The sequence below is a fragment of the Nocardia paucivorans NBRC 100373 genome (assembly GCF_000308675.1).
GTDB lineage: Bacteria > Actinomycetota > Actinomycetes > Mycobacteriales > Mycobacteriaceae > Nocardia > Nocardia paucivorans.
The window spans coordinates 1-26,261 of the sequence record NZ_BAGE01000006.1 but is presented as its reverse complement, the minus strand read 5'-3'; the positions used below and the strand labels follow the sequence as shown (position 1 = coordinate 26,261).

At 66.7% G+C, this 26,261-nt stretch carries 24 protein-coding genes; 9 read left to right on the top strand and 15 right to left on the bottom strand.

All coding sequences use genetic code 11. The features are described from left to right. Window positions 1-21: 21 nt before the first annotated feature. From ON32_RS01800 to ON32_RS01775, 6 genes are all read right to left on the bottom strand, one after another. Complete coding sequence (locus ON32_RS01800; RefSeq protein WP_157224038.1) at window positions 22-831, bottom strand: ADP-ribosyltransferase; 810 nt, start codon at window positions 829-831, stop codon at window positions 22-24. A 261-nt stretch (window positions 832-1,092) separates the two neighbouring features. After that, window positions 1,093-1,518, bottom strand: coding sequence for a hypothetical protein (locus tag ON32_RS01795; RefSeq protein ID WP_040788215.1), 426 nt, complete (start codon window positions 1,516-1,518; stop codon window positions 1,093-1,095). Further along, a complete protein-coding gene (locus ON32_RS01790; RefSeq protein ID WP_040788214.1) occupies window positions 1,515-2,789 on the bottom strand; it encodes a DUF58 domain-containing protein in 1,275 nt (424 codons plus the stop codon). The genes ON32_RS01795 and ON32_RS01790 overlap by 4 nt, the downstream gene beginning before the upstream one ends. Next, the gene (locus tag ON32_RS01785; RefSeq protein ID WP_040788213.1) at window positions 2,789-3,748 is read right to left on the bottom strand and encodes an AAA family ATPase; all 960 of its coding nucleotides are present in this window, start codon (window positions 3,746-3,748) and stop codon (window positions 2,789-2,791) included. Before ON32_RS01785 ends, ON32_RS01790 begins: the two co-directional genes overlap by 1 nt. Before the next feature lie 29 nt (window positions 3,749-3,777). Then, entirely contained in the window at window positions 3,778-4,275 is a 498-nt protein-coding gene (locus ON32_RS01780; RefSeq protein ID WP_040788212.1) for a hypothetical protein, read from the bottom strand. Beyond that, complete coding sequence (locus tag ON32_RS01775) at window positions 4,272-5,258, bottom strand: DUF4129 domain-containing protein (RefSeq protein ID WP_245550753.1); 987 nt, start codon at window positions 5,256-5,258, stop codon at window positions 4,272-4,274. Before ON32_RS01775 ends, ON32_RS01780 begins: the two co-directional genes overlap by 4 nt. Before the next feature lie 1,072 nt (window positions 5,259-6,330). On the opposite strand from ON32_RS01775, the gene ON32_RS01760 reads away from it, so the two are divergent. Both ON32_RS01760 and ON32_RS01755 read left to right on the top strand, forming a co-directional pair. Further along, window positions 6,331-7,275, top strand: coding sequence for an SGNH/GDSL hydrolase family protein (locus ON32_RS01760; RefSeq protein WP_051132760.1), 945 nt, complete (start codon window positions 6,331-6,333; stop codon window positions 7,273-7,275). After that, window positions 7,272-8,528: an acyltransferase family protein gene (locus ON32_RS01755; RefSeq protein WP_245550751.1), complete on the top strand. Its 1,257-nt coding sequence runs from the start codon at window positions 7,272-7,274 to the stop codon at window positions 8,526-8,528. The genes ON32_RS01760 and ON32_RS01755 overlap by 4 nt, the downstream gene beginning before the upstream one ends. On the opposite strand, the gene ON32_RS01750 is transcribed toward ON32_RS01755, so the two are convergent. Genes ON32_RS01750 through ON32_RS01725 form a run of 6 tightly spaced genes read right to left on the bottom strand, consistent with a single transcriptional unit; the run spans window position 8,497 to window position 15,537 of the window. Then, window positions 8,497-9,702, bottom strand: a complete 1,206-nt coding sequence (locus ON32_RS01750) for a lipid-transfer protein (RefSeq protein ID WP_083873879.1) — start codon at window positions 9,700-9,702, stop codon at window positions 8,497-8,499. The genes ON32_RS01755 and ON32_RS01750 overlap by 32 nt on opposite strands. Next, window positions 9,699-10,124: a MaoC family dehydratase gene (locus tag ON32_RS01745; RefSeq protein ID WP_040788205.1), complete on the bottom strand. Its 426-nt coding sequence runs from the start codon at window positions 10,122-10,124 to the stop codon at window positions 9,699-9,701. The genes ON32_RS01750 and ON32_RS01745 overlap by 4 nt, the downstream gene beginning before the upstream one ends. Then, window positions 10,121-11,059 carry a bifunctional MaoC family dehydratase N-terminal/OB-fold nucleic acid binding domain-containing protein gene (locus ON32_RS01740; RefSeq protein WP_040788204.1) on the bottom strand — a complete coding sequence of 313 codons (939 nt, stop codon included), beginning with the start codon at window positions 11,057-11,059 and terminating at the stop codon, window positions 10,121-10,123. The genes ON32_RS01745 and ON32_RS01740 overlap by 4 nt, the downstream gene beginning before the upstream one ends. A 39-nt stretch (window positions 11,060-11,098) precedes the next feature. Beyond that, window positions 11,099-12,268 (bottom strand): acyl-CoA dehydrogenase family protein, encoded by a 1,170-nt coding sequence (locus ON32_RS01735; protein ID WP_040788203.1) that lies wholly within the window; start codon window positions 12,266-12,268, stop codon window positions 11,099-11,101. Then, the gene (locus ON32_RS01730) at window positions 12,253-13,317 is read right to left on the bottom strand and encodes an acyl-CoA dehydrogenase family protein (RefSeq protein WP_040788202.1); all 1,065 of its coding nucleotides are present in this window, start codon (window positions 13,315-13,317) and stop codon (window positions 12,253-12,255) included. The genes ON32_RS01735 and ON32_RS01730 overlap by 16 nt, the downstream gene beginning before the upstream one ends. 27 nt (window positions 13,318-13,344) lie before the next feature. Continuing rightward, window positions 13,345-15,537, bottom strand: a complete 2,193-nt coding sequence (locus ON32_RS01725; RefSeq protein WP_040788201.1) for an acyl-CoA dehydrogenase family protein — start codon at window positions 15,535-15,537, stop codon at window positions 13,345-13,347. Window positions 15,538-15,670: 133 nt separating this feature from the next. On the opposite strand from ON32_RS01725, the gene kstR reads away from it, so the two are divergent. The 7 genes from kstR (at window position 15,671) to ON32_RS01690 (ending at window position 24,149) form a co-directional block, all read left to right on the top strand. Further along, entirely contained in the window at window positions 15,671-16,315 is a 645-nt protein-coding gene (gene kstR, locus ON32_RS01720) for a cholesterol catabolism transcriptional regulator KstR (protein WP_040788200.1), read from the top strand. Window positions 16,316-16,390: 75 nt separating this feature from the next. Beyond that, window positions 16,391-18,964 (top strand): trehalose-phosphatase, encoded by a 2,574-nt coding sequence (otsB, locus tag ON32_RS01715; RefSeq protein ID WP_040788199.1) that lies wholly within the window; start codon window positions 16,391-16,393, stop codon window positions 18,962-18,964. Window positions 18,965-19,139: 175 nt separating this feature from the next. Beyond that, window positions 19,140-20,030, top strand: coding sequence for a metal ABC transporter solute-binding protein, Zn/Mn family (locus tag ON32_RS01710; protein WP_040788198.1), 891 nt, complete (start codon window positions 19,140-19,142; stop codon window positions 20,028-20,030). Between the two features lie 35 nt (window positions 20,031-20,065). Then, a complete protein-coding gene (locus ON32_RS01705) occupies window positions 20,066-21,097 on the top strand; it encodes a metal ABC transporter ATP-binding protein (protein WP_083873877.1) in 1,032 nt (343 codons plus the stop codon). Next, the gene (locus ON32_RS01700) at window positions 21,097-21,963 is read left to right on the top strand and encodes a metal ABC transporter permease (RefSeq protein ID WP_373284234.1); all 867 of its coding nucleotides are present in this window, start codon (window positions 21,097-21,099) and stop codon (window positions 21,961-21,963) included. The genes ON32_RS01705 and ON32_RS01700 overlap by 1 nt, the downstream gene beginning before the upstream one ends. A gap of 108 nt (window positions 21,964-22,071) precedes the next feature. Then, on the top strand, window positions 22,072-23,241 hold the full coding sequence (locus ON32_RS01695; RefSeq protein WP_040788196.1) for an acyl-CoA dehydrogenase family protein: 1,170 nt from the start codon (window positions 22,072-22,074) through the stop codon (window positions 23,239-23,241). Between the two features lie 80 nt (window positions 23,242-23,321). Further along, window positions 23,322-24,149 carry an enoyl-CoA hydratase/isomerase family protein gene (locus tag ON32_RS01690; RefSeq protein WP_040788195.1) on the top strand — a complete coding sequence of 276 codons (828 nt, stop codon included), beginning with the start codon at window positions 23,322-23,324 and terminating at the stop codon, window positions 24,147-24,149. Window positions 24,150-24,160: 11 nt separating this feature from the next. Here ON32_RS01690 and ON32_RS01685 read toward each other — a convergent pair whose 3' ends face one another. The 3 genes from ON32_RS01685 to ON32_RS01675 form a co-directional block, all read right to left on the bottom strand. Then, window positions 24,161-24,430 carry a DUF4190 domain-containing protein gene (locus ON32_RS01685; RefSeq protein WP_040788194.1) on the bottom strand — a complete coding sequence of 90 codons (270 nt, stop codon included), beginning with the start codon at window positions 24,428-24,430 and terminating at the stop codon, window positions 24,161-24,163. Window positions 24,431-24,502: 72 nt separating this feature from the next. Further along, complete coding sequence (rlmB, locus tag ON32_RS01680; protein ID WP_040788280.1) at window positions 24,503-25,474, bottom strand: 23S rRNA (guanosine(2251)-2'-O)-methyltransferase RlmB; 972 nt, start codon at window positions 25,472-25,474, stop codon at window positions 24,503-24,505. Beyond that, the coding region (locus ON32_RS01675; RefSeq protein ID WP_040788193.1) for a DALR domain-containing protein at window positions 25,474-26,261 on the bottom strand (788 nt) is incomplete at its 5' end. The genes ON32_RS01675 and rlmB, both read right to left, overlap by 1 nt.

The window sequence follows — 26,261 nt, the reverse complement described above, 5'->3', positions numbered from 1 at the left end:
GACCCGATCCCGGGTGATAGCTCAAGATTCGTAGTACTCGGCAACGGCGTCGAACCTGTATTCGACGTATTCGAGATCGGCGACATCACGCAACGGCTCGAGCCCCAGTTCCTCGGGCGTGGAGAACTCTTTGCCCACGGCCCCTTCGCTCGCTCTCCCCTCTCGCTCCACCATCTCGATGATCATCGTCTCGTCATCGGGAGCCGACCGCGGCGGTCGCAGTACTTCGAACCGGGTCCCGGGCAGAAACAAGACCTCCTGCTCATGCTGGTGCTCCGCCTTCCGACCGACAACCTTGCCCGTCTGCGACAGGATCCGAAACTCGACGTTCCCCTGAAACATCCCGGACCGATTGGCGGCCGTGCTCGTAAACGCCGCCTCGGTGACCACACAACCAGGTCGATAACGCTCCAGGACCTCCCGAGGCAGCGACACCCCCCGATAGACCATTCCGCTGTGCTCACCCAGCTTTGCGAGCCCGGACTCCAAAACCTTGATCTGCACCCGCATCTCATCGCTGACATCCCCCGACCTCAGGGCGGGATTGATGTATTTGTAGCCCTCGATGGTGTAATTCAAGAGGGCATCCTCTTCTTCTCTCGTGAGTACGAGATCCGGATCGAACTCTCCGTCGGAATCTCCGAAACCCCAGAAGTCGTCGGTATCCGAGCCGGTGCCCTTCCGACCGCCGCCGTCGTCGACATCCGCTATCGGGCCGGGTTTCCCGAACGCCGTCGACTCGAGGTCGAAAAGGTCGTCCTGACCCATGTAGAGGTCGTCCGTACCGATGTCGTTCGTGCGGTGCGTACCGGCGACAAGTTGTTCGGACACCTCTGTTTTCCGGTCGGAATCCGACCGCACGAACGACCGGAACATGGCGACCAAGCGCTTCGTGGCACCGATGAATCCATTCCTGGGGCCGATCACGAAGCGCGCCCATCCGGCATCTGTTCCCACCTCTCGCCGATCTCGGAAGATCACCCCGTGGCGCACGCGTCCCGCACCCCACTGTTCGGCAGGCCCATACGCGCACGGTTCGCACCGGCACGATTCACCGTAACGGGCTCGAAAGTTACTCGTACGCGCCGAAAGTCACCTGGCACGCTGAGCGATGCCATGGGTAAGGATGGCATACAGCATGATCACCAGTACCGGTGCGACGGCCGGACCCCAGGCAATGTGCAGAGGCAACAACACCACCCCACCGACGAGCACCGTGCAGGCGAGCGCGCCCACCACGGACGCCGCGCTGGTGGGCACCACACCGACGGGCGCCGTGGCCGTCGCGGTGTTCAGCAGATAGGCGGTGGCCACCAAACCGGTGGCCGCGGCGGCGACGACACCGGGATCGGACCAGGCCAGCACCGGGACGGCCAGCAGGATCGCGGCCACGGCCGCGTACCGATACCACCATCCCGCGACCACCAACCCCGCGGCCGGGATCGCCGCCCACGGCAGCATCAGGGCGATCACCCCCACCAGCAGGGCACCGGATAGCACAGCGAGGAATCGGATCATCGGCGCACCCGTATGGTTCGGCGGCGTTCGGGCAGCAGACGCATGATCTGATCCAGGCGGGTCCCCTCGAGCCAGCCCACGACATCCACCCCGACCGTGCTCATATCCCGGTACATGGCGGCCCGCTCCAATTGCCACATCCGCTCGGTCGTCGGATCGAGCTCCTCGGTGAACGGGGTCCCGCGCAGCACATCCACGGCGACCACCACATGACCGCGTTTGCGCAGATCGATGAGCGCCAACGCGAATTCGGTGTCCAGCAGGGTGGAGAAGGCCACCACGATCGCACCGAGCGGTACCGCCGCGTGCGGGGCCAGGGTGCCGTTGACGGGGACGTGCTCGTCGCCGACGTCGAGCACGGTGTCGACGATGCGATAGAACTGGCGACGGCCGATATCGGGCCGCAACCATCGCGGCGTCTGCCCGAGGCAGACGACGGCGGTGCGGTCGCCGTACTGCAGCGACGACTGCACCACCTGCGCGGCGCCGCGCACCGCCAACTCGAGCGCCTCGGTGGCCGGACCGGGGGCCTGCAGGGAGGTGTCCACCAGAACCACCACATCGGCCGCACGATGGGTCAACCGCTCGGTGACGAACAGCTGCCCGCGCCGGGCACTCACCCGCCAGTTCACCAACCGCAGCTGGTCACCCGGCGAATAGGCGCGGATATCGGCGTATTCGATACCGGGACCGTGTTTGTGGGTCAGGTGCACGCCCAGTCGTTCGGGCATCTCGGTGCGCGGCAGCGGCATCTGTTGCGGGTCGGTGACCGGGTAGACATACAGTTCCCCGGCGGGGAGTTCCACGGTGGCGATCGCCAATCCGGCCGGGCTCAGCGCCTCGACCCGCACCGCCACCGGATAACGGCCCCACCGCCGCGCCGATAGCGTCATCCGCAGTCCGGCGGGTGCCGCACCGGAGTCGCTGCTCTCCTCGACGGCGATCGACAGACCTTCCCGTTCGACGGGCCGGCAACGCAGTAGCGCATGCCCCCGCTCCACGAACGCCACGACGGTGATCTCCACCTCCTCACCTTCGAAACAGCGCTGTGGGGTGCTGCCGTCCACCTGGATACGGGTGCGTGTCTGCTGCCACGGCGCGCTCGCCAGCACCCCGAGCAGTGGCGCGGAGAACACCACCAGTTGCCAACTGACGGCCACCACCGCCGCCAACAAGGCCACCGCCGCGCAGATCGCGAGCAGATATGTCAGTGGCGCCGGCCGCCACCGAAGATCGGCCTCGGCCGTGATGCTCTCGTCCCGGTGCCTCATCACACGTCGGCGCGGGGGGCCGGGAGGCGACGCAGTAGTTCGGTGATCACGTCCTCGCCGCGGACGCGACGCACCCACATCTCCGGTCGCAGGGTGATCCGATGGGCCATGGCCGGGACCGCCAGCTCCTTCACGTCTTCGGGGATCACATAGTCGCGGCCGAGCAGCAGGGCGCGGGCGCGCGCCATCTGCACCAGATCCAGTTCCGACCGTGGGCTGGCGCCCACCTCGACCTGGGCGTGGCTACGAGTGGCCGCGGCGAGGGCCACGACATAGCCGACGACGTCGGGATGCACCGAGACGAATTCGACCGCGTGCCGCATCTCCAGCAGACCCTGAGCATCCACCACCTGGTGCACCTGGACCGGACCGGCGCCGCGTTCCAGCCGCCGCCGGATCATCTGGGTTTCGTCGCGTTCGGATAGATAACCCAGACGCAGTTTGATCGCGAATCGGTCCAACTGGGCCTCGGGCAACGGATAGGTGCCCTCGTATTCGATCGGATTGTCTGTGGCGAGCACGATGAACGGCTGGGGCAGCGGGAAGGTTTCGCCGTCGATACTGACCTGCCCCTCGGCCATCGCCTCCAACAACGCCGCCTGCGTTTTCGGTGGAGTGCGGTTGATTTCGTCGGCGAGCAGCATATTGGTGAATATCGGACCGCGCCGGAAAGTGAATCGCCCGGTATTCATATCGTAGATGGTGGAGCCGAGCAGATCGGCGGGCAGCAGGTCGGGCGTGAACTGCACCCGGGTGAAATCCAGGCCCAAGGCGGCGGCGAACGATCTGGCGATGAGCGTTTTGCCCAGACCGGGCAGGTCCTCGATCAGCACATGCCCGCCCGCGAGGAGGGCGATCATGATCAGCTGCAACTCCTCGCGTTTGCCGACCACCGCCCGCGACAGCTCCCGGAGCACGGCATCACTGCGTTGGACGGTTATGTCCAATGGCATCGTCATATGTCATCTCGCCCTGGTCTCGACCTGATTCACATCTTCTGCAGCCGGTGCAGGATTTCGTCCAGCACCGCCCGTCCCGGCGCGGGAGTTCGCTGATCCCGCAGCGCCGAGTCCGCCGGGTCCACCCACCGCCACAGTTCCGGGCCGAAATGATGGATTCCGGCGCTTTCCAGCGCTCGCCGGTTCTTGCTGACCCGCGCCCCGGCGGACAACTGAAATTCCTTGGCCAGCATGGGCCGTAGATACCGGTCCCAGTCGGCGCGGGTGCCGTCCGCGCGCTCGGTGAGCATCTGCGCGCGGGCCTGCCATCGTCGCAGAACCTCGGCGGGCCCGTTCTCCATCTCGGGGAGCTCATCCGGTCGCTCCCGTTTTTCCGGCCGCACGAGGACCCACACGAAACAGGCCAGCGCGATGGCAACCGGCGCCCCCACCGAGAGCGCCATGAACTCGGGAGCCTTGATGTAGGCCACCAGCTGGAACAGCAGCACCGCCACGATGGCGGTGATCGTCACCGCGGGTCTGCTCATATCGACCCTCTCCCCGACAGCGAACCGCTGCGCAATACCGCGTCCACCGTGGGCACTTCCCCGGTGTCCGGCAGCGGATCGCCCTGCAGATCCGCCAGGACTATGCGCACCAACTGTTCGGCCCGCATACGGTGCCATTCGAGCATCGAGTGCGGACTGAACCTGGCCTCCTCGAACAGGGCGACCAGCTCGCGGGCCGAGGCATCGTGCAGCGCTCCCCGTTCGAACGCCCGCGCCAACACCTCCATCGGGGTATCGGAGGCCAAGGGGGCAGCGGTGCGCGCAGTGGACAGGCCGCGTTCCATCGCCACATAACAGGCGATAATGGCGGTGCGCGGGTCCTGTCCGGGCGCGATCACCGCCGCCAGCCCGGCCTCTGCCGCCTTGACCAGTGACGCCGTTTCCGGACGCGATGAGGTTTCGTCCGCGACGCTCTCGACCGCGGGATGCCTGCGGCCGTTGCTCACGGCGACCACCGTCAGAGCGCTGACGGCCACCACCACCAGCGCTATGGCGCCTCCGGCGGTGAGCAGCAGGGCGGTACCGGTGAGCTCGCGCACCGCATCGTCGGGTCCGATGGGTTCCTCGCGGGCCGGCGGCCGATTCGTGGTGGTCTCGGTGACGGTCGGCGGAGGCGGTTCGGCCGCCTGCTCGGTGGGGGTGCGGGCCGCACCGATGAAGTAGACCGCGGCCCCGATCGCGAGCAACAACGCGAGTACCGCGAGAACGAACACCACCACCGACCGGATACGCGCCGGTCGCCATGGTTCGACATCCGGATCGGGGGCCGGTCGGGCCAGCGGCAGACGATGTCGACTGGCGAGGACCCCGGCCAGCAGGATCACGATGGATACGAACATCAGCACCGGCATCAATGCGACGGACACCACCGAGGGCTCCCGCCGCACCCCCGAGGGCTCGGGTGCGCCGGGTAGGTAACCGCGCAATGCGACCGCGACTCCGACCAGGAGCACAACGGCCACGGCGATACGCGATACGAGCGCCCGCGACCCGGCCAAAGTTCTACCCCAGACCTGTGTACTGCTTAAACAGCCCACATATTTACACGCTCGGGCAGCCGATCGGTCGAGAATCGACTACTTGGTATGAATACTATTTTATTCGGAAAAGACATTACTTTTGCCATCCGGCCGTCAACCGGCCCGTTTTGTCCCCCGCGACGAAGGGAAGCGGTCGTTCCCTGTGACGGCTCACCGAGCCCGTCGATCATTTATTCGGTTCCGGGTTCGAGGTCCGGCCGGAGAAAAATCGTCCCATGACGCGACCGCCGAGTCGCGCAATCCGGGGCGGCCCATGGTGGACTCTCCCCCGGGCGACGGTTCCGTGTCGGATCGGTACCGGCTCGACTCCACGGCCCGCCCCGATCGTATTCACGGATTCGGCCGAAATCCGAAAACCGACCGTGCCCCGATGGTCGAAATCGTTTCCGTCGTGCGCACCCCGGAAGTAGGGGCATGCCGATGGCAAGGAGTTTCCGATATCTTCACCAATACTCATAACGAAGACACACGCTCGGGAAAAACCGGAATGAGCAATCACCCGAACGGCCCGGCCATACAGCCGGATAACCCGTATCGGAGACGTTCACGTCAGGGCGGCAACGGTGCCGACACGAAAGCCCATGACTTTCTGTTACGCACACCGTGCGGGGGAGGGATACCTGTGAAGAGGCGATCCGATGCGCTCACCACTTGCGCGTTGATCATCATCGGCTTGGCGAGCACGACCGCCTGCGCGGAATCGTCCGACCCACCACCCCCGGCCCCCACCTCCGTAACCTCGACCGCATCGGCCGCACCCACCATGAGCACTGCCCCGTCCTCGGTTTCGTCTCGGCCGACGCCACCGGGACCCCCCGATACCGAACCGGTTTCCCCACCGCCGGCTCCCGAACCGGAAACCGACGAACCGGCGGCCCCACAACCACCCCCGGAACCGGAAACACCGGAAGAACCGGTAGAACCGGCACCACCGACCCTGCCCGACCCCGGTTTCGCGCCCCGACCGGGATACTGAGCCGCGGAGTTCGCCACGATGAACAATCGAACGGCAGACCTCCGCCCGCGCGGAATACGCGGCCTCATCTCGATCGTATCGGCAATAGCGGCGATCCTGGCCGTATACGGCAGTCCGCCAACCGCATCCGCCGAACCGCCCGAACCTGCCGCCGGTAGGAAACTCGTCGTACTCGGTGACTCCTACACGGCGAACGGTGTTCGGCTCGATGGCAACGAAATGGAATGTCGACACGGGCCGACGGCCTGGCCGATCCAATTGAGCCGCCTGCTGAACGTGGCGGGAACACCGGATTTCGTCGATGTCTCGTGTCCGGGCGCCTCGATTCGGAGCTACACGGCATACAACCTCGTCCACGAAGCCCGAATCGCCGACGGAATGGGAGCATTCGGACCCCGAACCGAAATCATCGCGATTCAACTGGGTATGAACGACACCTGGGGCGCGAACAACACCATGATGTGGACCGCGATGGGGCCGTGCATATTCAACCTGCGCGACGGCTGCGATCTCGAAGCCGCAGAGCAGGGCCGTATCCCGGATTTTCGCGCGGTGACCGGACAGGAATACGCGAATCGCGTTCGCGCCGTGATCGAGTACCTGCGCTACTATGCGCCGAACGCGCGAATCGTTTTCGTCGGCTATCCCGAGCTTTTTCCCCCGGGCTCGAATGTGTTGTGCGCCAGTGCGCTCGGGGCGGTGCCCATCATCCAGCAGCGTGGACGTGCGGTCGTGGAATACCTGGACCGTCTCGATCGAGCGCAGCGTGAGGCGGCCGAGATCCTCGGAGTGCACTTCTTCGATGCCAGGGCCGTCACCGCAGGACACGGCCTGTGTTCGGCGGAACCGTGGATCAACGGGTTCTTCGATCCGCGCGCCGACTTCATCGGAATGCCGTTTCATCCCACCGCCCGCGGCGATACCGCCCTTGCGGTAGGGCTTCGCGACTGGATCGGACATTGACCATCCCCGCCGACCGGCTATCGCCCCCCACCGATACACCGGCGGCCGGACGGAAACTGGACGGGCTCACCGCGGCTCGATGGTGGGCGGCTCTGGCGGTTTTCGCGCTACACGCGCTGGTCTTCCTCCCCACCTACCCGTTCCAGAAATCCGAACTGTTCCGGCGAATCCACCAGGACTTCATGCCGATGCAACTCGGCGCGGCCGGAGTCACGTTCTTCTTCGTCCTGTCCGGATTCATCATCCACTGGTCGTTCCGCCCCAGGACGACCACCGCGGGTTTCTACCGCCGCCGCATACTCAAGATCTACCCCACACATCTGATCGCGGCGGCGGTATTCATCCTGGTGGCCGCCGTACCGCTGAGCCGCGCCGTGGTCTGGGTGCCGAACCTACTGCTGGTGCACACGTGGATTCCGAAGTGGAGCACCGTGGGCGGGCTCAATGTGCCGTCCTGGTCGCTCGGGGCGGAAATGCTGTTCTACCTCGTTTATCCCCTGGTCCGACCGATGGTCCAGCGCATACGCCCCGACCGGTTGATGCACTGGGTCGTGGGACTGTTGGTATTCATCCTCTGCCTGCACACGGCCTATTTCCTCGGTTTCGACGGCCCCACCGATACGACCAATGCATTCGCTCCCCGCCTCGTACCGGGCGATATATCCCCGTTCACCGAGCTCCACGCATCACCGCAGTGGTTCGCCCAACCCGATATCCCGGTTGTCCGGGCATATTGGTTCGGCTACACATTTCCCCTGTCCCGGCTGCCGGAGTTCTTCGTCGGCGTCCTCGCGGCGCGAATGGTTATCGAGAATCGCTGGCGCAATACGAAATTGACCATTCCGGTAATCGCCGTGGCGGTGGCCTACTCGACCACCTGGGTGGTGCCGGTCAACTACAAGATGTCGGCTCTACTGGTGGGACCGATGGCGGCGCTGGTGGCGACAATCGCCGTCCGGAATCTGCGGCGCCCGAAACGCAGCGCGCCCGCACTCCTCGTATGGCTCGGCGAGGTTTCCTACGCCTTCTACCTCATCCAATACCCGGTGATGGTTCTCATCACCCGACTGGTCATCGGCGGTCGACAATTCGGTTTCGCCGGCTGGTTCGGATGCGCGCTGCTCTGTTTCGTTGTGTCGCTGGCGGCCGCCGCCGCCATCTACCACCGGGTGGACGAACCACTCATGCGCCGCTTCGCCCACCGACCCAGCGGAGCAACGGTCAAGAAGGCGAAACAACCCCGTCGGCGCTGAGAATCAGCCCCGACGTCGGAACTCCTGTCCCCGCGGTGACCAGCACATTGTCCACCTTCTCCACTTGGTTCACCGAAGTGCCGCGCAACTGTCGCACAGCCTCGGCGATACCGTTCATCCCGTGGATGTACGCCTCCCCGAGCTGCCCGCCGTGGGTATTGATCGGTAGTCGCCCACCCAGTTCCAGCGCGCCGTCGGCAATGAAGTCCTTGGCCTCGCCGCGACCGCAGAAACCCAATTCCTCCAACTGCATGAGCACGAACGGGGTGAAATGGTCGTAGAGCACCGCGGTGCGGATATCGTCCGGCCGCAGCCCGCTCTGCGCCCAGAGTTGATCGCCGACCAGACCCATTTCCGGCAGCCCGGTCATGGCGTCGCGGTAGTAGCTGGTCATCACGTACTGGTCGGCCCCGCTGCCCTGTGCGGCGGCGGTGATCACCGCGGGACGCTGCGACAGATCCCGGGCCCGTTCGACACTGGTCACCACAAGGGCTACCCCGCCATCGGATTCCTGGCAACAGTCCAACAGTCGCAACGGTTCGGCGATCCACCGGGAGGACTGGTGGTCTTCGAGGGTTATCGGCTTACCGTAGAAGAACGCCGCCGGATTCACCGCCGCGTGTTTGCGGTCGGCGACCGCGACCCGGCCGAAATCCGCGCTGGTCGCGCCGTAGACGTGCATATACCGCCGCGCCACCATCGCCACCTGCGCGGCCGGGGTGCCCAAACCTTGCGGATACGACCACCCGGCGTCGATCCCCGACGAGGTCGGGGCAGCGGCCAAAGAACTGGAGAACTGACCGAATCTCGATCCCGACCGTTCGTTGAACGCCCGATAGGCCACCACCACATCGGCGACCCCGGTGGCCACCGCCATGGCCGCCTGCTGGATCGTGGCGCAGGCCGCGCCCCCGCCGTAACCGATATGGCTGAAGAACTTCAACTGCGGAATGCCCACCGCCCGCGCCACCGCGATCTGCAGGTTGGAGTCCATGGTGAAGGTGGTGAGGCCGTCGACATCGGCCGGGGTGAGTCCGGCATCCGCCAAGGCGGCGGTGACGGCCTCCGCGGCCAGCCGCAGTTCGCTGCGCCCGGAGTCCTTGGAGAAATCGGTGGCGCCGATACCCACGATGGCGGCGCGGCCGGACAAGGGGTGATCTGTCTGTGCGGTCACAGGGCCTCATTCCGAGTGGGGACGGTGATGACGACTTTCGCCGTGATGTGATCGCCGAGGCTGTCGCGACCGAGGACGTCGATATGGATCTCGTCGCCGTCGACCGCGGTCACCGTGCCGGTCAGGGTGAGAGTGTCATTGGCGTACAGCGGGACGCCGAGCCGCAGGGCGATGGATTTGACCACGGTGCGCGGGCCCGACCAGTCGGTCACGAAGCGCTGCACCAATCCGGTGTCGGTGAGGATATTGACGAAGATGTCCTTGGACCCACGTTCGACGGCCTTGTCCCGATCGTGGTGCACATCCTGGAAATCCCGGGTGGCCAGCGCCGTGCTGATGACGAAGGTCGGATCGGCGTGGATGACCAGTTCGGGCAGGGTGGTGCCGACCGTCACGGCGGCCGGTTCGATGGTGGCGGTCATTCGGCCACCACCTTCCAGAACGGCAGCGCCGTATCGTCGTCCAATTTCTCGAAGTCCACTTCCACCGGCAGACCGACCTCCACCTCGTTCGGCTCGACACCGCGCAATTCGCCCAGCATTCGCACCCCTTCCTCCAGTTCGACCAGCGCCACCACGAACGGCAGCGTCCGTCCCGGTACCTTCGGCGCGTGATGCACCACGTAGCTGAACACTGTGCCGCGGCCGGTGGACACCACGTAGTCGACCGGTTCGGCGCGGTCCTGCCAGATCGCCGGGATCGGCGGATGCCGCAGAGTGCCGTCGGGTAGTCGCTGGATGCGCAACTGCCCGACCTTGGTTCCCTCCCAGAAGAATTCGGTGTCCCGGGATACCAGCGGTTTCACCCGCGCACCGGCCGGTTTCGGCGAGGCGGCGGTACCGGGCGCGAATTTCAGCACCCGAAACAGCATTTCGGTGACGACCTCGTCACCGACCGACCACACGGTGCGATAGGTGAGGAAGTAACCCTCCCCCAGACCGGTCCGCTTCGGCCCGGCGATATCGGCGAGTTCGCTGGTAACGGTCACCTCCTCACCGGGCACCAGATAGCGGTGGTAGGTCTGTTCACAGTTGGTGCCGACCACCGAGGTGTAGCCGGCGGCATCGAGCAGTTCGGTGGCGGCCAGCATGGGGTCGTCGGCAGGACGCTCGCCGTTCAGCCCGAGCATGGTCCATACCTGCGCCATGGCGGGTGGGGCCACGATGCCGGGGAAACCGGCCTCCCGAGCGGCCTGCTCGTCGACATATACCGGGTTGGTATCGCCGATGGCCTCCACCCAGTTGTTGATCATCGGTTGGTTCACCGGGTCGCGTCCGGCTCTGGGCGCGCTCGCACCGGCCGCCTTGATCTTTTCCGCGGCGGCGATGATCGCTTCCGGAGTGTAGATTTCCGGCACGCGCTGCTCCTTCGTGTCAGAGGGTTCGACAGGTCGGTCTCACCGCGGCACGCGCGGCAGTTTCAGCCCGGAGGAGGCGATGAGTTCGCGCATCACCTCGTTGACGCCGCCGCCGAAGGTCACCACCAGGTTCTGTTTGGTGCGTCGGTCCAGCCAGGTCAGCAACTCGCCGGTGGCAGGATCGGCCGGATCGCCGTAGCGGCCCACGATCTCCTCCGCCAACCGGCCCGCCTCCTGGAGCGATTCGGTGGAGTAGACCTTGGTGGCCGAGGCGTCTGCGATCACCTGCGCCTGGTCACTTTCGGCACGCTCGGCGGTGGCGGCGACCTGCCAGTTCAGCAGCTCGTTCAACCGCACCATGGCATGGATACGCCCGAGCAACCGCCGCACCTCCGGTTCGTCGAGCACTCCGCGCGGGGCGGCCCACTGCCGCACCCGGTCGTAGAGTTGTTCGATCTTGCCGGACGGACCCAAACTCACCCGCTCGTGGTTGAGCTGGGTGGTGATCAGCCGCCAACCCTTGTTCTCCTCGCCGACCAGCATGTTCGCCGGCACCCGAACATCGTCGAAATAGGTGGCATTGGTGTGGTGGGCGCCGTCGGCGGTGATGATCGGCGTCCACGAATAACCGGGGTCGGAGGTATCGGCGATGAGGATGGTGATTCCGCGGTGCCGCGATTCCACCGTGCCGGTGCGGCAGGCCAACCAGATGAAGTCGGCCTCGTGCGCGCCGGTGGTGAAGATCTTCTGCCCGTTGACGATCCAGTCGCCGGATTCGTCGCGCACCGCGGTGGTGCGCAGCGCCGCCAGGTCGGTACCGGCCTCCGGTTCGGAGTAGCCGATGGCGAAATGGATATCACCGGTGAGGATACCGGGCAGAAAACGCTGCTTCTGCTCCTCGGTGCCGAACTGTTGCAGAGTCGGGCCCACGGTCAGCAGGGTCACCAGCGGGAGCGGGACATCGGCCCGGGAGGCTTCGTTGTAGAAGATCTGCTGTTCGACCGGACCGAAGCCCTGGCCACCGTATTCCTTCGGCCAGCCCACGCCCAGCCACCCGTCGCGGCCCATTCGACGCACCACCGCGCGATAGGCGTCACCATGCCGGTTGACGGCCATCTCGGCCTCTTCCTCCGGCGTGACGAGGGTGCTGAAGTAGGCGCGTAACTCGTCGCGTAACGCGCGCTGTTCGCTGGTCAGGTCGATGAACATTCGGCCCCCAAGAGGTCGAGGCGAAGCGACGCTCCACCCAGCCAGCGGGTGAGGTCTTTGGCCTGTGAGTAGTAGCGGTGCATCGGATGCGTCATATCGACGCCGATACCGCCGTGCAGGTGGTGACATTTCTGCATGGCGCGCGGCAATTCCGCGGCCACCGTATAGGCGAGAACGTTCAGATCGTCGTCGACGCGCCGCTGATGCTCCTCGCTCGGATCATCCTGTCCCAGCGCCCAGTTGGCCGAGAGCGCGGCGGCGTGCAGGGTTCGCGAGACCACGTACAGGTCGGCGATCTGCTGGGCGACCGCCTGGAATTCGGCCAATGGCCGGTTGAACTGGCGGCGGCTGCGCACATGTTCGGCGGTAAGGGTCAGCGCGCCCTTCAGCAGACCGTCGGCCACGGCTCCGATAGAGGCCAACACCGCCCGACACAGCCGAGGTCCGGCCTCGGGGAGCAACTGTTCGGCGGGAATCTCCACATCCTCGAAACGCACCGCCGACTCGGGCAGCCCACCCGAGACGGGTGTATCGGTGCGGGTGATCCCCGCGGCGTCCGACTCGACGAGGGCCACCCCGGCATCGGTGGGCACCAACAGCCAACGGGCCTGTTCGGCGCAGGGCACGACGGTCTTGTAGCCGTTGATCCGCACAGTGTCACCGACGCGCCGCGCGGTGGTCGCCGGCGGGGTGCCCAGCGGCGCGCCCGGTTCGCCCAGCGCGGCGGTGAGGATCGCCCCTTCGGCCACCGCGGGAAAGACCTTGTCGGCCAGCGGCTCGGGGGCCGCCCCGAGCAGGGTCAGCACCCCGAATCCCAGGGTAGGCAGGGCGGGCGCGGTCACGGCGTCGGCGGCCAGCTCGGTGAGCAGCACCGAAACCCCGTCCACGCCCATCCCGTCTCCGCCGCAGCGTTCCGGTAGGGCCACCGCCAACAGTCCGGTCGACACCAGGGCCGGCCATAGTCCGGCGTCGCGCGCCGGTTCCCGTTCCAGTAACCCGACGACGACCTCGGCCACCGCGTCTTGGGCCTCGTCTCTGGTGAAGTCCACGCTCGATCTCCCAGTTGTCGCTTCGAACTAGCCGGCCACGTCGCGGGGCAGTCCGAGAATGCGCTCGGCGGCCACGGTCAGCAGGATCTGCTCGGTTCCACCCGCAATGGACAAACAGCGGGTGAGCAGGAACTCCGCGGTGTCCTCGGTATCGTGTCCACCCATCGGGCCGGCCACCTCCACGGCGAACTCGGCGACCGCTTGGCGGTGCCGCACTCCCACCAGCTTGCGCACACTGCTCTGGGCGGCCGGATCATCACCGGCCAGAATCCGCACCGCGGCGCGCTGTTCCAACAGCAGACCGGCAATGGCCTCGGCCACGAAACCACCCAACCGATCGTTGACCAGTTCCGCGCCCGGACCGCCGGCGGGCAGTTTCGCTATGAGTTCTTCGAGGGTGCGACCGATACCGTTGCCGCTCATGGCCACCCGTTCGGCCGATAGGGTGGAGCGAGCGATCTTCCAACCGTTGCCCAGCTCACCGACCACGCAGTCGTCCGGAACGAAGACATCGTCGAGGAAGACCTCACTGAACCGCGCCTCCCCGGTGATCTGTACCAGGGGCCGGATATCGATCCCGGCGGCGCGCATATCGACCAGGAAGTAGCTGATCCCCTTGTGCTTCGGCGCGGCCGGATCGGTGCGGGCCAGGCAGATCGCCCAATTGGCTTTTTCGGCCAGTGAGGTCCATACCTTCTGTCCGCGTAGTATCCAGCCGCCGTCGGTTCGGGTGGCGGTGGTGCGTAGCGCGGCCAGATCGGAACCGGCCTCCGGTTCGCTGAACAGCTGGCACCACACCACCTCACCGCGCAGGGTCGGCCAGGCGAAACGCTCGATCTGTTCGGGGGTGCCGTGCTGGAGCAGGGTCGGCACGGCCCAGCCGCCGATGGTCAGATCCGGCACGGTCAGTCCGGCGCGACGCAGTTCCTCCGAGATGACCAGGCCGGTCATCGGATCGGCGGCCCGACCGTAGGGCTTGGGCCAGTGCGGCATGATCAGCCCCGCCTCGGCCAGCGCGGCGCGCTGCTCCGCGACCGGTAGCGCGGCGATACGGGCCACTTCGGCAGCCAACCCGGTGTCGCCCGTTTCGTCGGCGGCACCGGTGATCCGCGCCGCGTCCGCGAACACCCGGTCCGCGCCGGTGGTGCGCCGCAGACCAGCGCGGGTCAGCTCGGTGACCCGGGTGCGCCAGTGACTCGACCCGCCCAATAGTTGGCGCAGGGCCACCGCCCGGCGCAGATACAGGTGGGCGTCGTGTTCCCAGGTGAAACCGATCCCGCCGAGCACTTGGATACAGTCCTTGGCGGTTTCCACCGCGGCGTCCAGGCTCGTCGCGGCCGCGATGGCCGCGGCGATGGACAGTTCGGCACCGCCGGAGTCGACGGCGGCCGCGGCATCTGCGGCGACGGCCCGCACGAGCTCGGTGCGGCACAGCATCCAGGCGCAGATGTGTTTGACCGCTTGGAACGAACCGATCTTGCGGCCGAACTGTTCGCGCACCTTGGCGTACTCGGCCGCGGTCTCCAGACACCATCCGGCGACACCCGCCAGTTCCGCCGTGGCCAGCGCCACGATCAGGTCCTCGACCGCGTGGTCCGGGGCGAATACCGCGTCGGCGGCCACCGGCACCGCCGTGGCGCGCACCCGGGCCAGTGGTGTCGTGAGATCGAGTGGTTTCAGCGGTTCGATCCGCAGACCGGGCGCCCCCGGATCGACCAGACACCAGCGCCGACCCTCGGTGGTGTCCACCGGTAGCAGTACCGCGGTTCCCGGCGCGGCGCCGAGCACGGACTCCCAGCTGCCGCCGAGCAACCACGCGCCGTCGGTGGCCTCGAGTGTCGGGGCGGTGGCCGGGTCCTCGGTGCGGCCGGGGCTTGCCGGGCCCGTGACCGTGTCCAGCGCGATACCGCACGGCTGCTGCTCGGATAGCCGCCCGGCGGTCACCAGACCGGCGACCGCGGTGGTCAGCACCGGTCCACCGACCAGGTCACAGGCCGCCTGTTCGAGGAAAACGGCCAGATCGTAGACCGATCCACCCGCCCCGCCTGCGGCCTCGGGAACCGCGACGTGGAAAATTCCCAATTCGGTCAATGTCGACCAGTAAGCCCGCCAGAAGTCGGTTGGGTCGGTCCGCATTGTTGCAATCGGTCGGGCCGCCGCTGCCCATCGACTCATCGACTCCTGAACGGCTTTATGCTCGTCAGTGGTGGCGATGGTCACAGTCCATACCGCCTTTCCGGCGTGACTCCCACACCTAGAACATGTTCTAATATCCACGCCGGGCGGAAGTCAAGAGACCCATCGGCCACCCGGAGCGAAACGCGTACGTACCCGTCTTGCGGAAAGGACCACCATGGCCACCCCCTCCCGATCCCGGCCCGACGATTCGAGCGCGCTGCCCGCCGCCACCGTCACCACGCTGCGGGAGGACGAGTTGAGTTCGGCGGCGCAACGCGAACGACGCAAGCGCATCCTCGACGCGACCCTGGCCCTGGCCTCGAAGGGCGGCTACGACGCGGTGCAGATGCGGGCGGTGGCCGAACGGGCGGATGTGGCGGTGGGCACTCTCTATCGGTACTTCCCGTCCAAGGTGCACCTATTGGTCTCGGCACTGGCCCGGGAGTTCGAGCAGTTCGAGAGCAAACGCAAACCGCTGTCCGGGCAGACCCCACAGGAGCGGATGCATGTCCTGCTCGCCCAGATCACCCGAATGATGCAGCGCGACCCGCTGCTCACCGAGGCGATGACCCGCGCCTTCATGTTCGCCGACGCCTCTGCCGCCGCCGAGGTGGATCGGGTCGGCAAGGTTATGGACCGGGTCTTCGCTCGCGCCATGAACGACGGGGAACCCACCGAGCGCCAACTCGCCATCGCCCGGGTGATCAGCGACGTATGGCTGTCCAACCTGGTGGCCTGGCTCACTCGTCGCGCCTCGGCCACCGATGTCTCCGAGCGGCTGGAACTGACCGTCGACCTCTTGCTCGGCAACCGTTCCTGATCTCGGTGCGCCCACCGGGTTCGACGTGGTTGCGCCCATATCCGACCCACCGCGTATCCGCGCTACGCTTTCCCGGTGAGCGCACAGGACTTGCCACTGGAACTTCGTCGTGCCCTGTCGACGGTTGCACGCGTGCCACGGCTACTGGTCGCATCGGATTACGACGGAACGATCGCGCCCATCGTGTCCGATCCGACAAAGGCCTACCCGCATGGAGAATCCGTCCGCGCCTTACGTGCGCTGGCCGGATTGAGCGGTACCACAGCGGCCGTCATCTCCGGCCGCGCACTGCGTGATCTGGCGGCTCTGTCACGACTGCCGGTCGAGGTGCAACTGATCGGCAGCCACGGTTCCGAATTCGATGTCGGGTTCGTTCACGCCATCGATAGCGACGCCAAACAACTGTTGCGCGAGATCATCACCACACTGAATCAGATCGCCGCGGAAAACCCCGGGGTCGCCGTCGAGGTCAAGCCCGCCAGTGTCGCGCTGCACGTCCGCAATGCCGCTCCCGAGGTCGGCCGCCGCGCGCTGAACCAGGTCCGTCAGGGGCCGGCCTGCTGGGTCGGGGTGCAGGTCACCGAGGGCAAAGCGGTGATCGAACTGGCCGTCGTACCCACCGACAAAGGCACCGCGCTGAACACCATCCGGCACCAGGAGGGGGCGTCGGCGGCGGTGTTCTTCGGCGACGACGTCACCGACGAGAAGGCGTTCCGAGTGCTCTCGGGACCGGATATCGGCATCAAGGTCGGCGAGGGCGAAAGCCTGGCCAAATACCGGGTGTCCTCCACCGAGGAGGTGGCCTACGCCCTGGCCTATCTGCTCGAGGAGCGACGCACCTGGCTGGCCGGCGCCAGTGTGCCCCGGATCGAACGACTCACCATGCTCGCCAGCCCGCGCTCGGTGGCGCTGCTCACCCCCGATGCCACCGTCACCTGGTTCTGTCATCCGGAGCCGGATTCGGCCGCCGTCTTCGCCCATCTGCTGGGCGGCCCGGATGCGGGGCATTTCGGCATCGCTCCGCTGCGCCCGGGACTTCCGCTGTCGCAGCGCTATATCGACGGCACCATGACGGTCGAAACCCGTTGGGCCAAGCTGCAGGTCATCGACTACCTGCCGCATGACGTCGATGCCGAGCGCACCGATCTGACCCGGGTGGTCACCGGACACACCCAAGCGGTGGTGACCTTCGCACCGCGACCGGAATTCGGCCAGGTGCAGGTATCGATCGATATCGAATCCGACGGACTTCGGGTGCGGGGCACCAACGATCCGATGGTGCTGCGCTCCCCCGGCGTCCGGTGGGAGATCGAGAGCGACGGCGTCCACGATTCGGCGCGCGCGGTGATCGATCCATCGAACGGCCCAATCGTGCTGGAGCTGCGTTGCGGCACCGACGATCTGGGGCCGGCGCCGATCGATGAGCCGCAGCGGCGCCGTAAGGCCGAGTCCTACTGGTTCGAATGGGCGGAGAGGCTGGAGCTGCCGGCGCTGAAGCCGGACCTGATGAAACGCTCCGCGCTCACCCTGCGCGGCCTGGTCCACGAGCCCTCGGGCTCCATCCTGGCCGCGGCCACCACCTCGCTGCCGGAGGAGATCGGCGGGGTGCGCAACTGGGACTACCGCTACTGCTGGTTGCGCGACGCGGCACTCACCGCCTCGGCGCTGGTCTCGCTGGGTTCGCTGCGTGAGGCCGATCGGTATCTGGCCTGGGTGCATCGGGTGCTGGAAACCCTGCCCGGACCGGAACGTCTGCACCCGCTCTACACCATCTACGGCGAGACGCTGCCGCCGGAGGCGGTTATCGACCAGTTGCCCGGTTACGCCGGTTCCCGCCCGGTACGGGTGGGCAACGCGGCGAATATGCAGGTCCAGCTGGACGTTTTCGGCCCGATCGTGGACCTCATCGCCAATCTGGCTCACGCGCGCGAACGCAAGGGCATCACCGACCCGAAGACGGCTCTGCCGGACGCCGACTGGGAGCTGGTGTGCGCCATGGTGGAGGCCGTGCAACGGCGTTGGCAGGAACCCGACCACGGAATCTGGGAGATCCGCGGGAACCCGCGCCACCACGTCTACTCCAAGGTGATGGGCTGGCTGACCGTGGACCGGGCGATCACCCTGGCGCAGAAGTTCGGCCGCAAGATCGATCCCACCTGGCCGGAACTGCGCGAAACCATCGCCGACGAGGTGAAGACCAAAGGGTGGAACGACGAGGTCCAGTCCTACACCGCCGCCTACGACGGAACCGATCTGGATGCGGCGACGCTGCATATCGGGCTCAGCGGGTTGATCGACCCCTCGGATCCGCGGTTCGCGGCCACGGTCGTGGCCACGGAGGCGGAGCTGCGCAGCGGTTCCACCGTGTACCGGTACCACCACGACGACGGATTGCCCGGTGGCGAGGGTGGATTCCACCTGTGCGCGGCCTGGCTGGTGGAGGCATACCTGCTGATCGGTAAGCGTTCCGACGCCGAGGCGCTGTTCGCGCAGTTGGTGGATGTCGCCGGACCCACCGGTCTGCTCAGCGAGGAGTACGATCCGGTTGCCGAGCGCTCGCTCGGCAACCACCCGCAGGCCTACAGCCATCTGGGCCTGCTCCGCTGCGCGCAGCTGCTCGCGCAGCCGGCCGAAGCCCTGGTCGGCTGACCCGCTCGTTCGGATATGTCTCGTTCGGATATGTGTCGCAGAGGCCGGACCGATACCACGACCCGGCCTCTGCCGCCGCAATGCCTCCGGTCACACCTACCGGTTGGTAATGCCCGTTTCCACCCTGCTACATTAAACGGAAACGGTTTCCATTAGCGTAAAGTAGGGCCTCACCGTGCGTATCGACCTTGCCCGCAGCGTCGTCGGAATCACCGTGGGGCTGATCGCCTCCCTGAACCTCGTCGCCTGCGGCGGTTCCGATGCGACCTCCGACAAGCCCTCGGTGGTCGCCTCCACCAATGTGTGGGCCGATATCGCCGCCACCGTCGCCGGACCGGACGCCGATGTCTCGGCGATAATCGCCGACCCCGGCGCCGACCCGCACTCCCACGAAACCTCGGCCGTCGAATCGGCTCGTATCAGCGACGCCGATCTGGTCGTCTACAACGGCGGCCACTACGACGAGTTCATCGACAAGCTGCTCGCCCACCGGGACAAGCCCGCGGTCGAGGCCGTCGCACTGCGGGCCGACGATATCGCCGACGACGAGAACGAGCACGTCTGGTACGACATGGACACGGTCGGCCTGGTCGCCGAACGTATCGGCGCCGAACTGGGCACCCTGGATCCCGAACACGCCGCCGCCTACGCCGATCGCGCCCGGGCGCTGCGGGACCGGCTGACCGCGATCGGCGCCATTACCGACAAGATCGCCGCCGACCATCCGCGCACCCCGATCCTGCAGACCGAGCCGCTCGCGCACTACCTGCTCCGGGATGCCGATACGGTGGACCGGACGCCGCACGACTACCAGGAAGCCATCGAACAGGAAACCGACCCGTCACCGGCCTCCATCGCGGCGATCCGCGATCTGATCACCGCCAAGCGGGTCCGGATACTGGTCTACAACGTGCAGACCGAGGACCCGGTGAGCCGTGGCCTGCGCGCCGCGGCCACCGCCGCGGGCATACCGGTGGTCGAGGTCACCGAGACGCTGCCGCCCGACCTCGACTTCGTGACCTGGCAGAAGAAGAACGCGGAGGCCTTGGCCGCCGCCATCGGCTGACGGCCACGCCGACCCGGAAGGAACGGATCGATCGAATGAGCGAGACGGACATACGCACGAACAGCGCGAAGGCGGCCGTCGACAACGACGCCGCACCCGCGGTCGACGCTCACGGTCGAGGACACGACCTTCCCGCCACCGAGTCGAACGGTTCGGCACCGGCCGGTACCCGCCCCACGGAAATCCCTCCCGCCGACGTACCACCCGCCATACAACTCGACGCCGCCACCCTGTCCTTCGGAGAGCGCACTCTGTGGCGGAACCTCGACCTGACGGTCGCCCCGGGCGAATTCGTGGCCGTCCTCGGTCCGAACGGCTCGGGCAAGACCTCCCTCCTGCGGGTGCTGCTCGGCCAACTGGCCCTGACCTCGGGCACCGTCCGAATCGCCGGCGCCCCCGCCCGGGTCGGGCACCCGGCCATCGGTTATGTGCCCCAACAACGCACCATCGATGCCGGGGTTCAGCTACGCGGAACGGACCTGGTGGGTCTGGGCGTGGACGGGCATCGGTGGGGGCCGGGGTTGCGCGGCCGGGCCGAGCGGCGACGTCGGGTCGCGGCCGCCATTGCCGCTGTCGGCGCCCAGAATTTCGCCGACGCCCCGCTGGAGAGCATGTCCGGCGGGGAACAGCAACGGCTGCGGGTGGCGCAGGCGCTGGTGGGCGATCCGTCGGTGCTGCTGTGCGATGAACCGCTGCTCAGTCTGGACCTGGCCAATCAGCGTCTGGTTTCGGAACTGATCGATCGCCGCCGTCGCGAACACGATACGGCGGTGCTGTTCGTCACCCATGAGATCAATCCGGTCCTTCCGCTGGTGGACCGGGTGCTGTATCTGGTGGACGGACGATTCCGGATCGGTACCCCGGACGAGGTGATGACCTCCGCGGTGCTGTCCGAGCTGTACCGAACCGAAGTCGATGTGCTCCGGGTCCGCGGCCGCCTGGTCGTGGTCGGCACCGGGGACACCATGGATGCGCTCGGCGCCGCGGGCGCGCACTGCCACGGCGAACCCGGTATCCCGCATCGCGACCCCGACAACATCACCGAAACCGACCGGGTGCGTGACTGATGGACAAACTCTCCGATGTCGTGGCGCGCATGTTCGACATCACGACCACCGTCGATCTTCTGGGCTACGACTTCGTGCAACAGGCGATCGCCGCGGCGGCGCTGCTCGGACTTCTGGCCGGGATGATCGGACCGCTGATCATCAGTAGGCAGATGTCGTTCGCGGTACACGGCACCAGCGAATTGTCACTCACCGGCGCGGCGGCGGCCCTGCTGGCCGGTATCGGTGTCGGAGCCGGCGCTATCGCCGGTTCGGTGGTGGCGGCAGTGCTGTTCGGGGTGCTCGGCGCTCGGGCCAAGGAACGCGATTCGGTGATCGCAGTGGTGCTGTCGTTCGGCCTGGGGCTGTCGGTGTTGTTCCTGTGGCTCGGACCCGAACGCGCGGGCTCCAAGTTCTCACTGCTCACCGGGCAGGTGGTCGGGGTCGGTTACGACGGGCTGGCCCTGCTCGCCATATGCACCGCGGCGGTGCTCGCGGTAACGGCCGTGATCTACCGCCCACTACTGTTCGCCAGCACCGATCCCGAGGTGGCGGTGGCGCGCGGTGTGCCGGTGCGGGCCCTGTCGATCGTGTTCGCGGTCATGCTCGGCATCACCGCCGCCTTCGGGGTGCAGATTGTCGGAGCCCTGCTGGTGCTGGCCCTGCTGATCACCCCGGCCGCCGCGGCGGCCCAACTCACCGCCGATCCGGTGCGGGCCACTGTGCTCGCCGTGATCTTCGCGGAGGTCTCGGCGGTCGGCGGAATACTGCTCTCGCTCGCACCGGGCGCCCCGGTATCGACCTTCGTCACGACCATCTCGTTCGTGATCTACCTGGGCTGCCGACTGATCGGCAGCCGGCGGCGACAGGTCTCCCGAGTGCGCTGAAATAGACCCCAGCAGCGGAATCATCTATTGCAGGCATCTGCCTTCAGTCGGTCTCGGCCGATTTCGTATGCTCGTCTCAGCGCGCCCCCGAGCAGAAGGTGACCCTCGATGATCGACTTCTCGATTCCCGCCGACCTCGCCGCCGAACGTGATCGGATCCGCCGGTTCATCGTCGACAAGATCGTGCCCTACGAACGCGATCCCCGGCTCACTTCGCACGGCCCCACCGATGAACTGCGCCAGGAACTGGTGGAACTCGCCCGCGCGGAGAAGTTGCTCACCATTCAGGCGCCGGTGGAGCTGGGCGGGCGCGGACTCACCCATGTGGAACAGGCCGTCCTCTACGAGGCCGCCGGCTGGTCCACCCTCGGCCCCGTCGCCATGAACTGTGCCGCCCCCGACGAGGGCAATATGTTCTTGCTGTCCAAGATCGCCAACCCGGAGCAGACCCAGCGCTACCTGGTGCCGGTGATCGAGGGCCACCAGCGATCGGTCTTCGCCATGACCGAACCCGAGGGCGCCGGTTCCGACCCCAATCAACTGGCCACCACCGCCACCTTCGACGGCGAGAACTTCACCATCGAGGGCCGCAAATGGCTCATCACCGGCGCGAACGGCGCCAAGACCTGGATCATCATGGCCCGGCTGGAAGAAAACCCGCATCTGCCGGCCGGCCCGACCCTGTTCCTCTGCGACGGCGATCAACCCGGAATCGTCATCGAACGCACCATGAACACCATGGACCGCAATTATGTGGCCGGGCACTGCGTGGTCCGTTTCGACAAGCTCACCCTGCCCAAGGAGGCGTTGCTCGGTGAGGCCGGGCAGGCCCTGCGCTATGCCCAGCTGCGCCTGGCCCCCGCACGGCTCACCCACTGCATGCGCTGGTTGGGGGCGGCCGAACGGGCCCAGAGCATCGCCATCGAACACGCCAAGACCCGGACCGCGTTCGGCAAAACCCTCGGAGAGCACCAGGGTGTGTCGTTCATGATCGCCGACAACGAGATCGCACTGCACCAGTGTCGCCTGACCATCTGGCACACCTGCTGGCTGATGGACCAGGGCGAGAAGGCACGACACGAGAGCTCGATGGCCAAGTCCTTCGTCTCGGAAGAACTGTTCAAGGTGGCCGACCGCTGCGTGCAGATCCTCGGCGGGATCGGCGTCAGCGATGAGACCGTGGTGGAGATGATCTTCCGCGATATGCGCCCGTTCCGGCTCTACGACGGCCCCACGGAAGTGCACAAATACGCCATCGGACGGAAAGTCCTTCGGTAAGTGGAATTTACCGCCCGGCGGAGGCCACCCCCCGACCGCCGGGGGCACGAAAGAACTCACACCCGTCTACGATCCATGACATGAGTTCGGATCTGCTCGTCGATGTCTCAGCGGGCATCGCCGTCCTCACCCTCAATCGACCGGCCAAACAAAACGCCTTCAACCCTGCCATGATCGCGGAGCTCGGCGCGGCGCTGCACCGCTGCGATACCGAGGACACCATCCGGGTCGTGGTGATCACCGGAACACCACCCGCGTTCTGCGCCGGAGCCGACCTGGCCGACCGCTCCGGTGAGGCCGGCTCGGTCATCGACCCCCCGCCCTTCCGGGTGCGCAAACCGGTGATCGCGGCGGTCAACGGTCACGCCGTGGGAGCCGGCCTGGCCTTGGCCCTCCAGTGCGACCTGCGCTACATGGCGGATGACGCGGTCTACGCGCTGAGTCAGGTCCGCCGGGGCGCGCTGGCCGACGGCTATGTGCACTGGACCCTGCCCAGGCTCGCCGGACTGGCCAATGCCGCCGATATCCTGCTCACCGGCCGCACCTTCGACGGCGACGAGGCCAAGGCCATGGGACTGGCCAATGCCTGCCTACCCGCCGACGAGGTGCTGCCCACCGCCCTGGCGGTGGCCCACGATCTCGCCAATGGATCGGCACCACTGAGCGTCGCGCTGTCCAAGCGGTTGCTGTGGGAGGGGGTCGGAATGGCCCCCGAGATGGTCGGCCGGCTGGAGACGCAGCTGAACGAGCACGTGACCAAGGGAATCGACGGCGGTGAGGCCATGACGGCATTCCGGGAACGCCGACCGCCCCACTGGTCCGGTTCCGTCAACGACGAATGGCCGGTGTGGGACGGTGACGAGCAGCCCGAGCAGCCCGAGACCGAACAACAACCCAGTCTCAGCTGAGCCCGGCCGCGCTATCCGAGCAGGAGCAGCACGTACAGCACGGCCATGATGATCATCAGGATGGTGCCGATCACCCCCAGGGTGAAGCCGACGACCACCTGTGTTCGACCACCGTAGGCACCGCCGGACGCCTCGATCTGGTCGAGGGCCCGCTTACCCAGCACCCAGGCCACTGGCCCGGTTATTCCGCAGCACAGTGGACAGAGCGCTCCGAGGACCAGCACCGCCGTTGCATGCGGATGCTCGACCGGCTGGCCAATGGGCTGATTGGGTATCACCACCAGACGAATTCTACGGGGATCGACCGGCTTTGCGGTCCATCCCCGAATGGATTCGTTTGCCCCCGGGCGGTTTCAGACGCGACGCCGACGGGCCGCCTCGGCCAATACAACCCCGGCGGCCACCGATGCGTTGAGCGACTCCACCGGCCCCGACATCGGAATACTCACCACCGCGTCACAGGTCTCCCGCACCAGACGCGACAGGCCCTTACCCTCCGAACCGACCACCACGACGGTCGGCAGGGAGCCGTCGAATTCGTCGATCGTGATATCGCCACCCGCATCCAAACCCACGACCTGCAACCCGCGGGAGGCCCAATCCTTCAGAGTACGAGTGAGATTCGTCGCACGCGCGATCGGTAACCGAGCCGCGGCACCGGCGCTGGTACGCCAGGCCACCGCGGTGACACCGGCGCTCCGCCGCTGTGGGATAACCACCCCGTGACCGCCGAAAGCGGCCGCGGAACGCACCACCGCCCCCAGATTGCGCGGATCGGAGATATTGTCCAGCGCGACCAGTAGAGGGGGTTGACCACTTTCCTCGGCCCGATCGAGCAGATCGTCGGGATGGGCGTACCGGTACGGCGGCACCTGCAGGGCCAGACCCTGATGTAAGCCGTTGGCGCTCAAGCGATCCAGATCGGTGCGCGGCACTTCCAGAATGGAGATGCCGGTTTCGGCGGCTATGCGCACGCTCTCGGTCAGCCGTTCGTCGTTCTCGGTGCCCAACGCGACATACAGCGCCGTCGCGGGCACGCCCGCGCGCAGACACTCCACCACGGGATTACGGCCGAGCACCAACTCCGGCCCGTCATCGGCCTTACGACCCGCCGGACGCCCTGACTTGGCACCCGAACGAGTCTGCGCCGCACGCGATTTCGCGGCGGCGCGCCGAGCCGCCGGATGGTTCTTGCGCATTTCGGCGGGCGGTGTGGGCCCCCGCCCCTCCAGACCACGCCGGCGCTGGCCGCCGGAACCGACCACCGACCCCTTCTTGGTGCCACCCTTGCGGACGGCGCCGCGGCGCCGCGAATTCCCTGCCATCAGTTCGCCTTTCCGGCCGGCGCGCTCAGCGCCCATTCGGGGCCGTTCGGAGTGTCGGTCACCTCGATGCCCGCAGCCTGCAGTCGGTCGCGCACCGCATCGGCGGTGGCCCAGTCCTTGGCCGCTCGGGCCTGTTGCCGCCGCTCCAATTCGGCGCCCACCAGCACCTCCAGTGCCGCGGTCGCAGCCGAGACATCACCGGCGCTGTTGTTCCAGTGCGGATCCAACGGATCGATACCGAGGATGCCGAGCATGGCACGGACCTGACTCGCGTGTTCTCGCGCGCTCTCGACGACGCCCGCGTCCAGGGCCCGGTTGCCCTCGTGCACCACACGGTGGATTTCGGCCAGCGCTTTGGGCACCGCCAGGTCTTCGTCCAGGGCCGCGGCGAAGGCATCGGTCCATTTACCGATGGGAACCTCACCACCGCGCTCGGCCACCCGGCGCACGAACGCCTCCAGCCGCTGATAGGACTGAGCGGCATCGGCGAGCGCTTTATCGGAATATTCGAGCATGGAACGGTAATGCGCGCTACCCAGGTAATACCGCAATTCCACGGGGCGTACCCGCCTGAGCACATTCGGCACGGAGAGCACATTGCCGAGAGATTTCGACATTTTCTCCCCGCCCATGGTCACCCACCCGTTGTGCAACCAATACCGGGCGAAACCGTTTCCGGCGGCCTTGGACTGGGCGATTTCGTTCTCGTGGTGCGGGAACACCAGATCCATTCCACCGCAGTGGATATCGAATTCGGAGCCGAGGTAGAACTCGGCATGGCCGAGCA

What these genes read in the sequence shown, in the direction of transcription:
- ON32_RS01795 (WP_040788215.1), bottom strand. Translation starts at nt 1,518, where the DNA reads ATGATCCGATTCCTCGCTGTGCTATCCGGTGCCCTGCTGGTGGGGGTG.
- ON32_RS01790 (WP_040788214.1), bottom strand. Translation starts at nt 2,789, where the DNA reads ATGAGGCACCGGGACGAGAGCATCACGGCCGAGGCCGATCTTCGGTGG.
- ON32_RS01785 (WP_040788213.1), bottom strand. Translation starts at nt 3,748, where the DNA reads ATGACGATGCCATTGGACATAACCGTCCAACGCAGTGATGCCGTGCTC.
- ON32_RS01780 (WP_040788212.1), bottom strand. Translation starts at nt 4,275, where the DNA reads ATGAGCAGACCCGCGGTGACGATCACCGCCATCGTGGCGGTGCTGCTG.
- ON32_RS01760 (WP_051132760.1), top strand. Translation starts at nt 6,331, where the DNA reads ATGAACAATCGAACGGCAGACCTCCGCCCGCGCGGAATACGCGGCCTC.
- ON32_RS01745 (WP_040788205.1), bottom strand. Translation starts at nt 10,124, where the DNA reads ATGACCGCCACCATCGAACCGGCCGCCGTGACGGTCGGCACCACCCTG.
- ON32_RS01735 (WP_040788203.1), bottom strand. Translation starts at nt 12,268, where the DNA reads ATGTTCATCGACCTGACCAGCGAACAGCGCGCGTTACGCGACGAGTTA.
- kstR (WP_040788200.1), top strand. Translation starts at nt 15,671, where the DNA reads ATGGCCACCCCCTCCCGATCCCGGCCCGACGATTCGAGCGCGCTGCCC.
- ON32_RS01705 (WP_083873877.1), top strand. Translation starts at nt 20,066, where the DNA reads ATGAGCGAGACGGACATACGCACGAACAGCGCGAAGGCGGCCGTCGAC.
- ON32_RS01700 (WP_373284234.1), top strand. Translation starts at nt 21,097, where the DNA reads ATGGACAAACTCTCCGATGTCGTGGCGCGCATGTTCGACATCACGACC.
- ON32_RS01695 (WP_040788196.1), top strand. Translation starts at nt 22,072, where the DNA reads ATGATCGACTTCTCGATTCCCGCCGACCTCGCCGCCGAACGTGATCGG.
- ON32_RS01690 (WP_040788195.1), top strand. Translation starts at nt 23,322, where the DNA reads ATGAGTTCGGATCTGCTCGTCGATGTCTCAGCGGGCATCGCCGTCCTC.
- rlmB (WP_040788280.1), bottom strand. Translation starts at nt 25,474, where the DNA reads ATGGCAGGGAATTCGCGGCGCCGCGGCGCCGTCCGCAAGGGTGGCACC.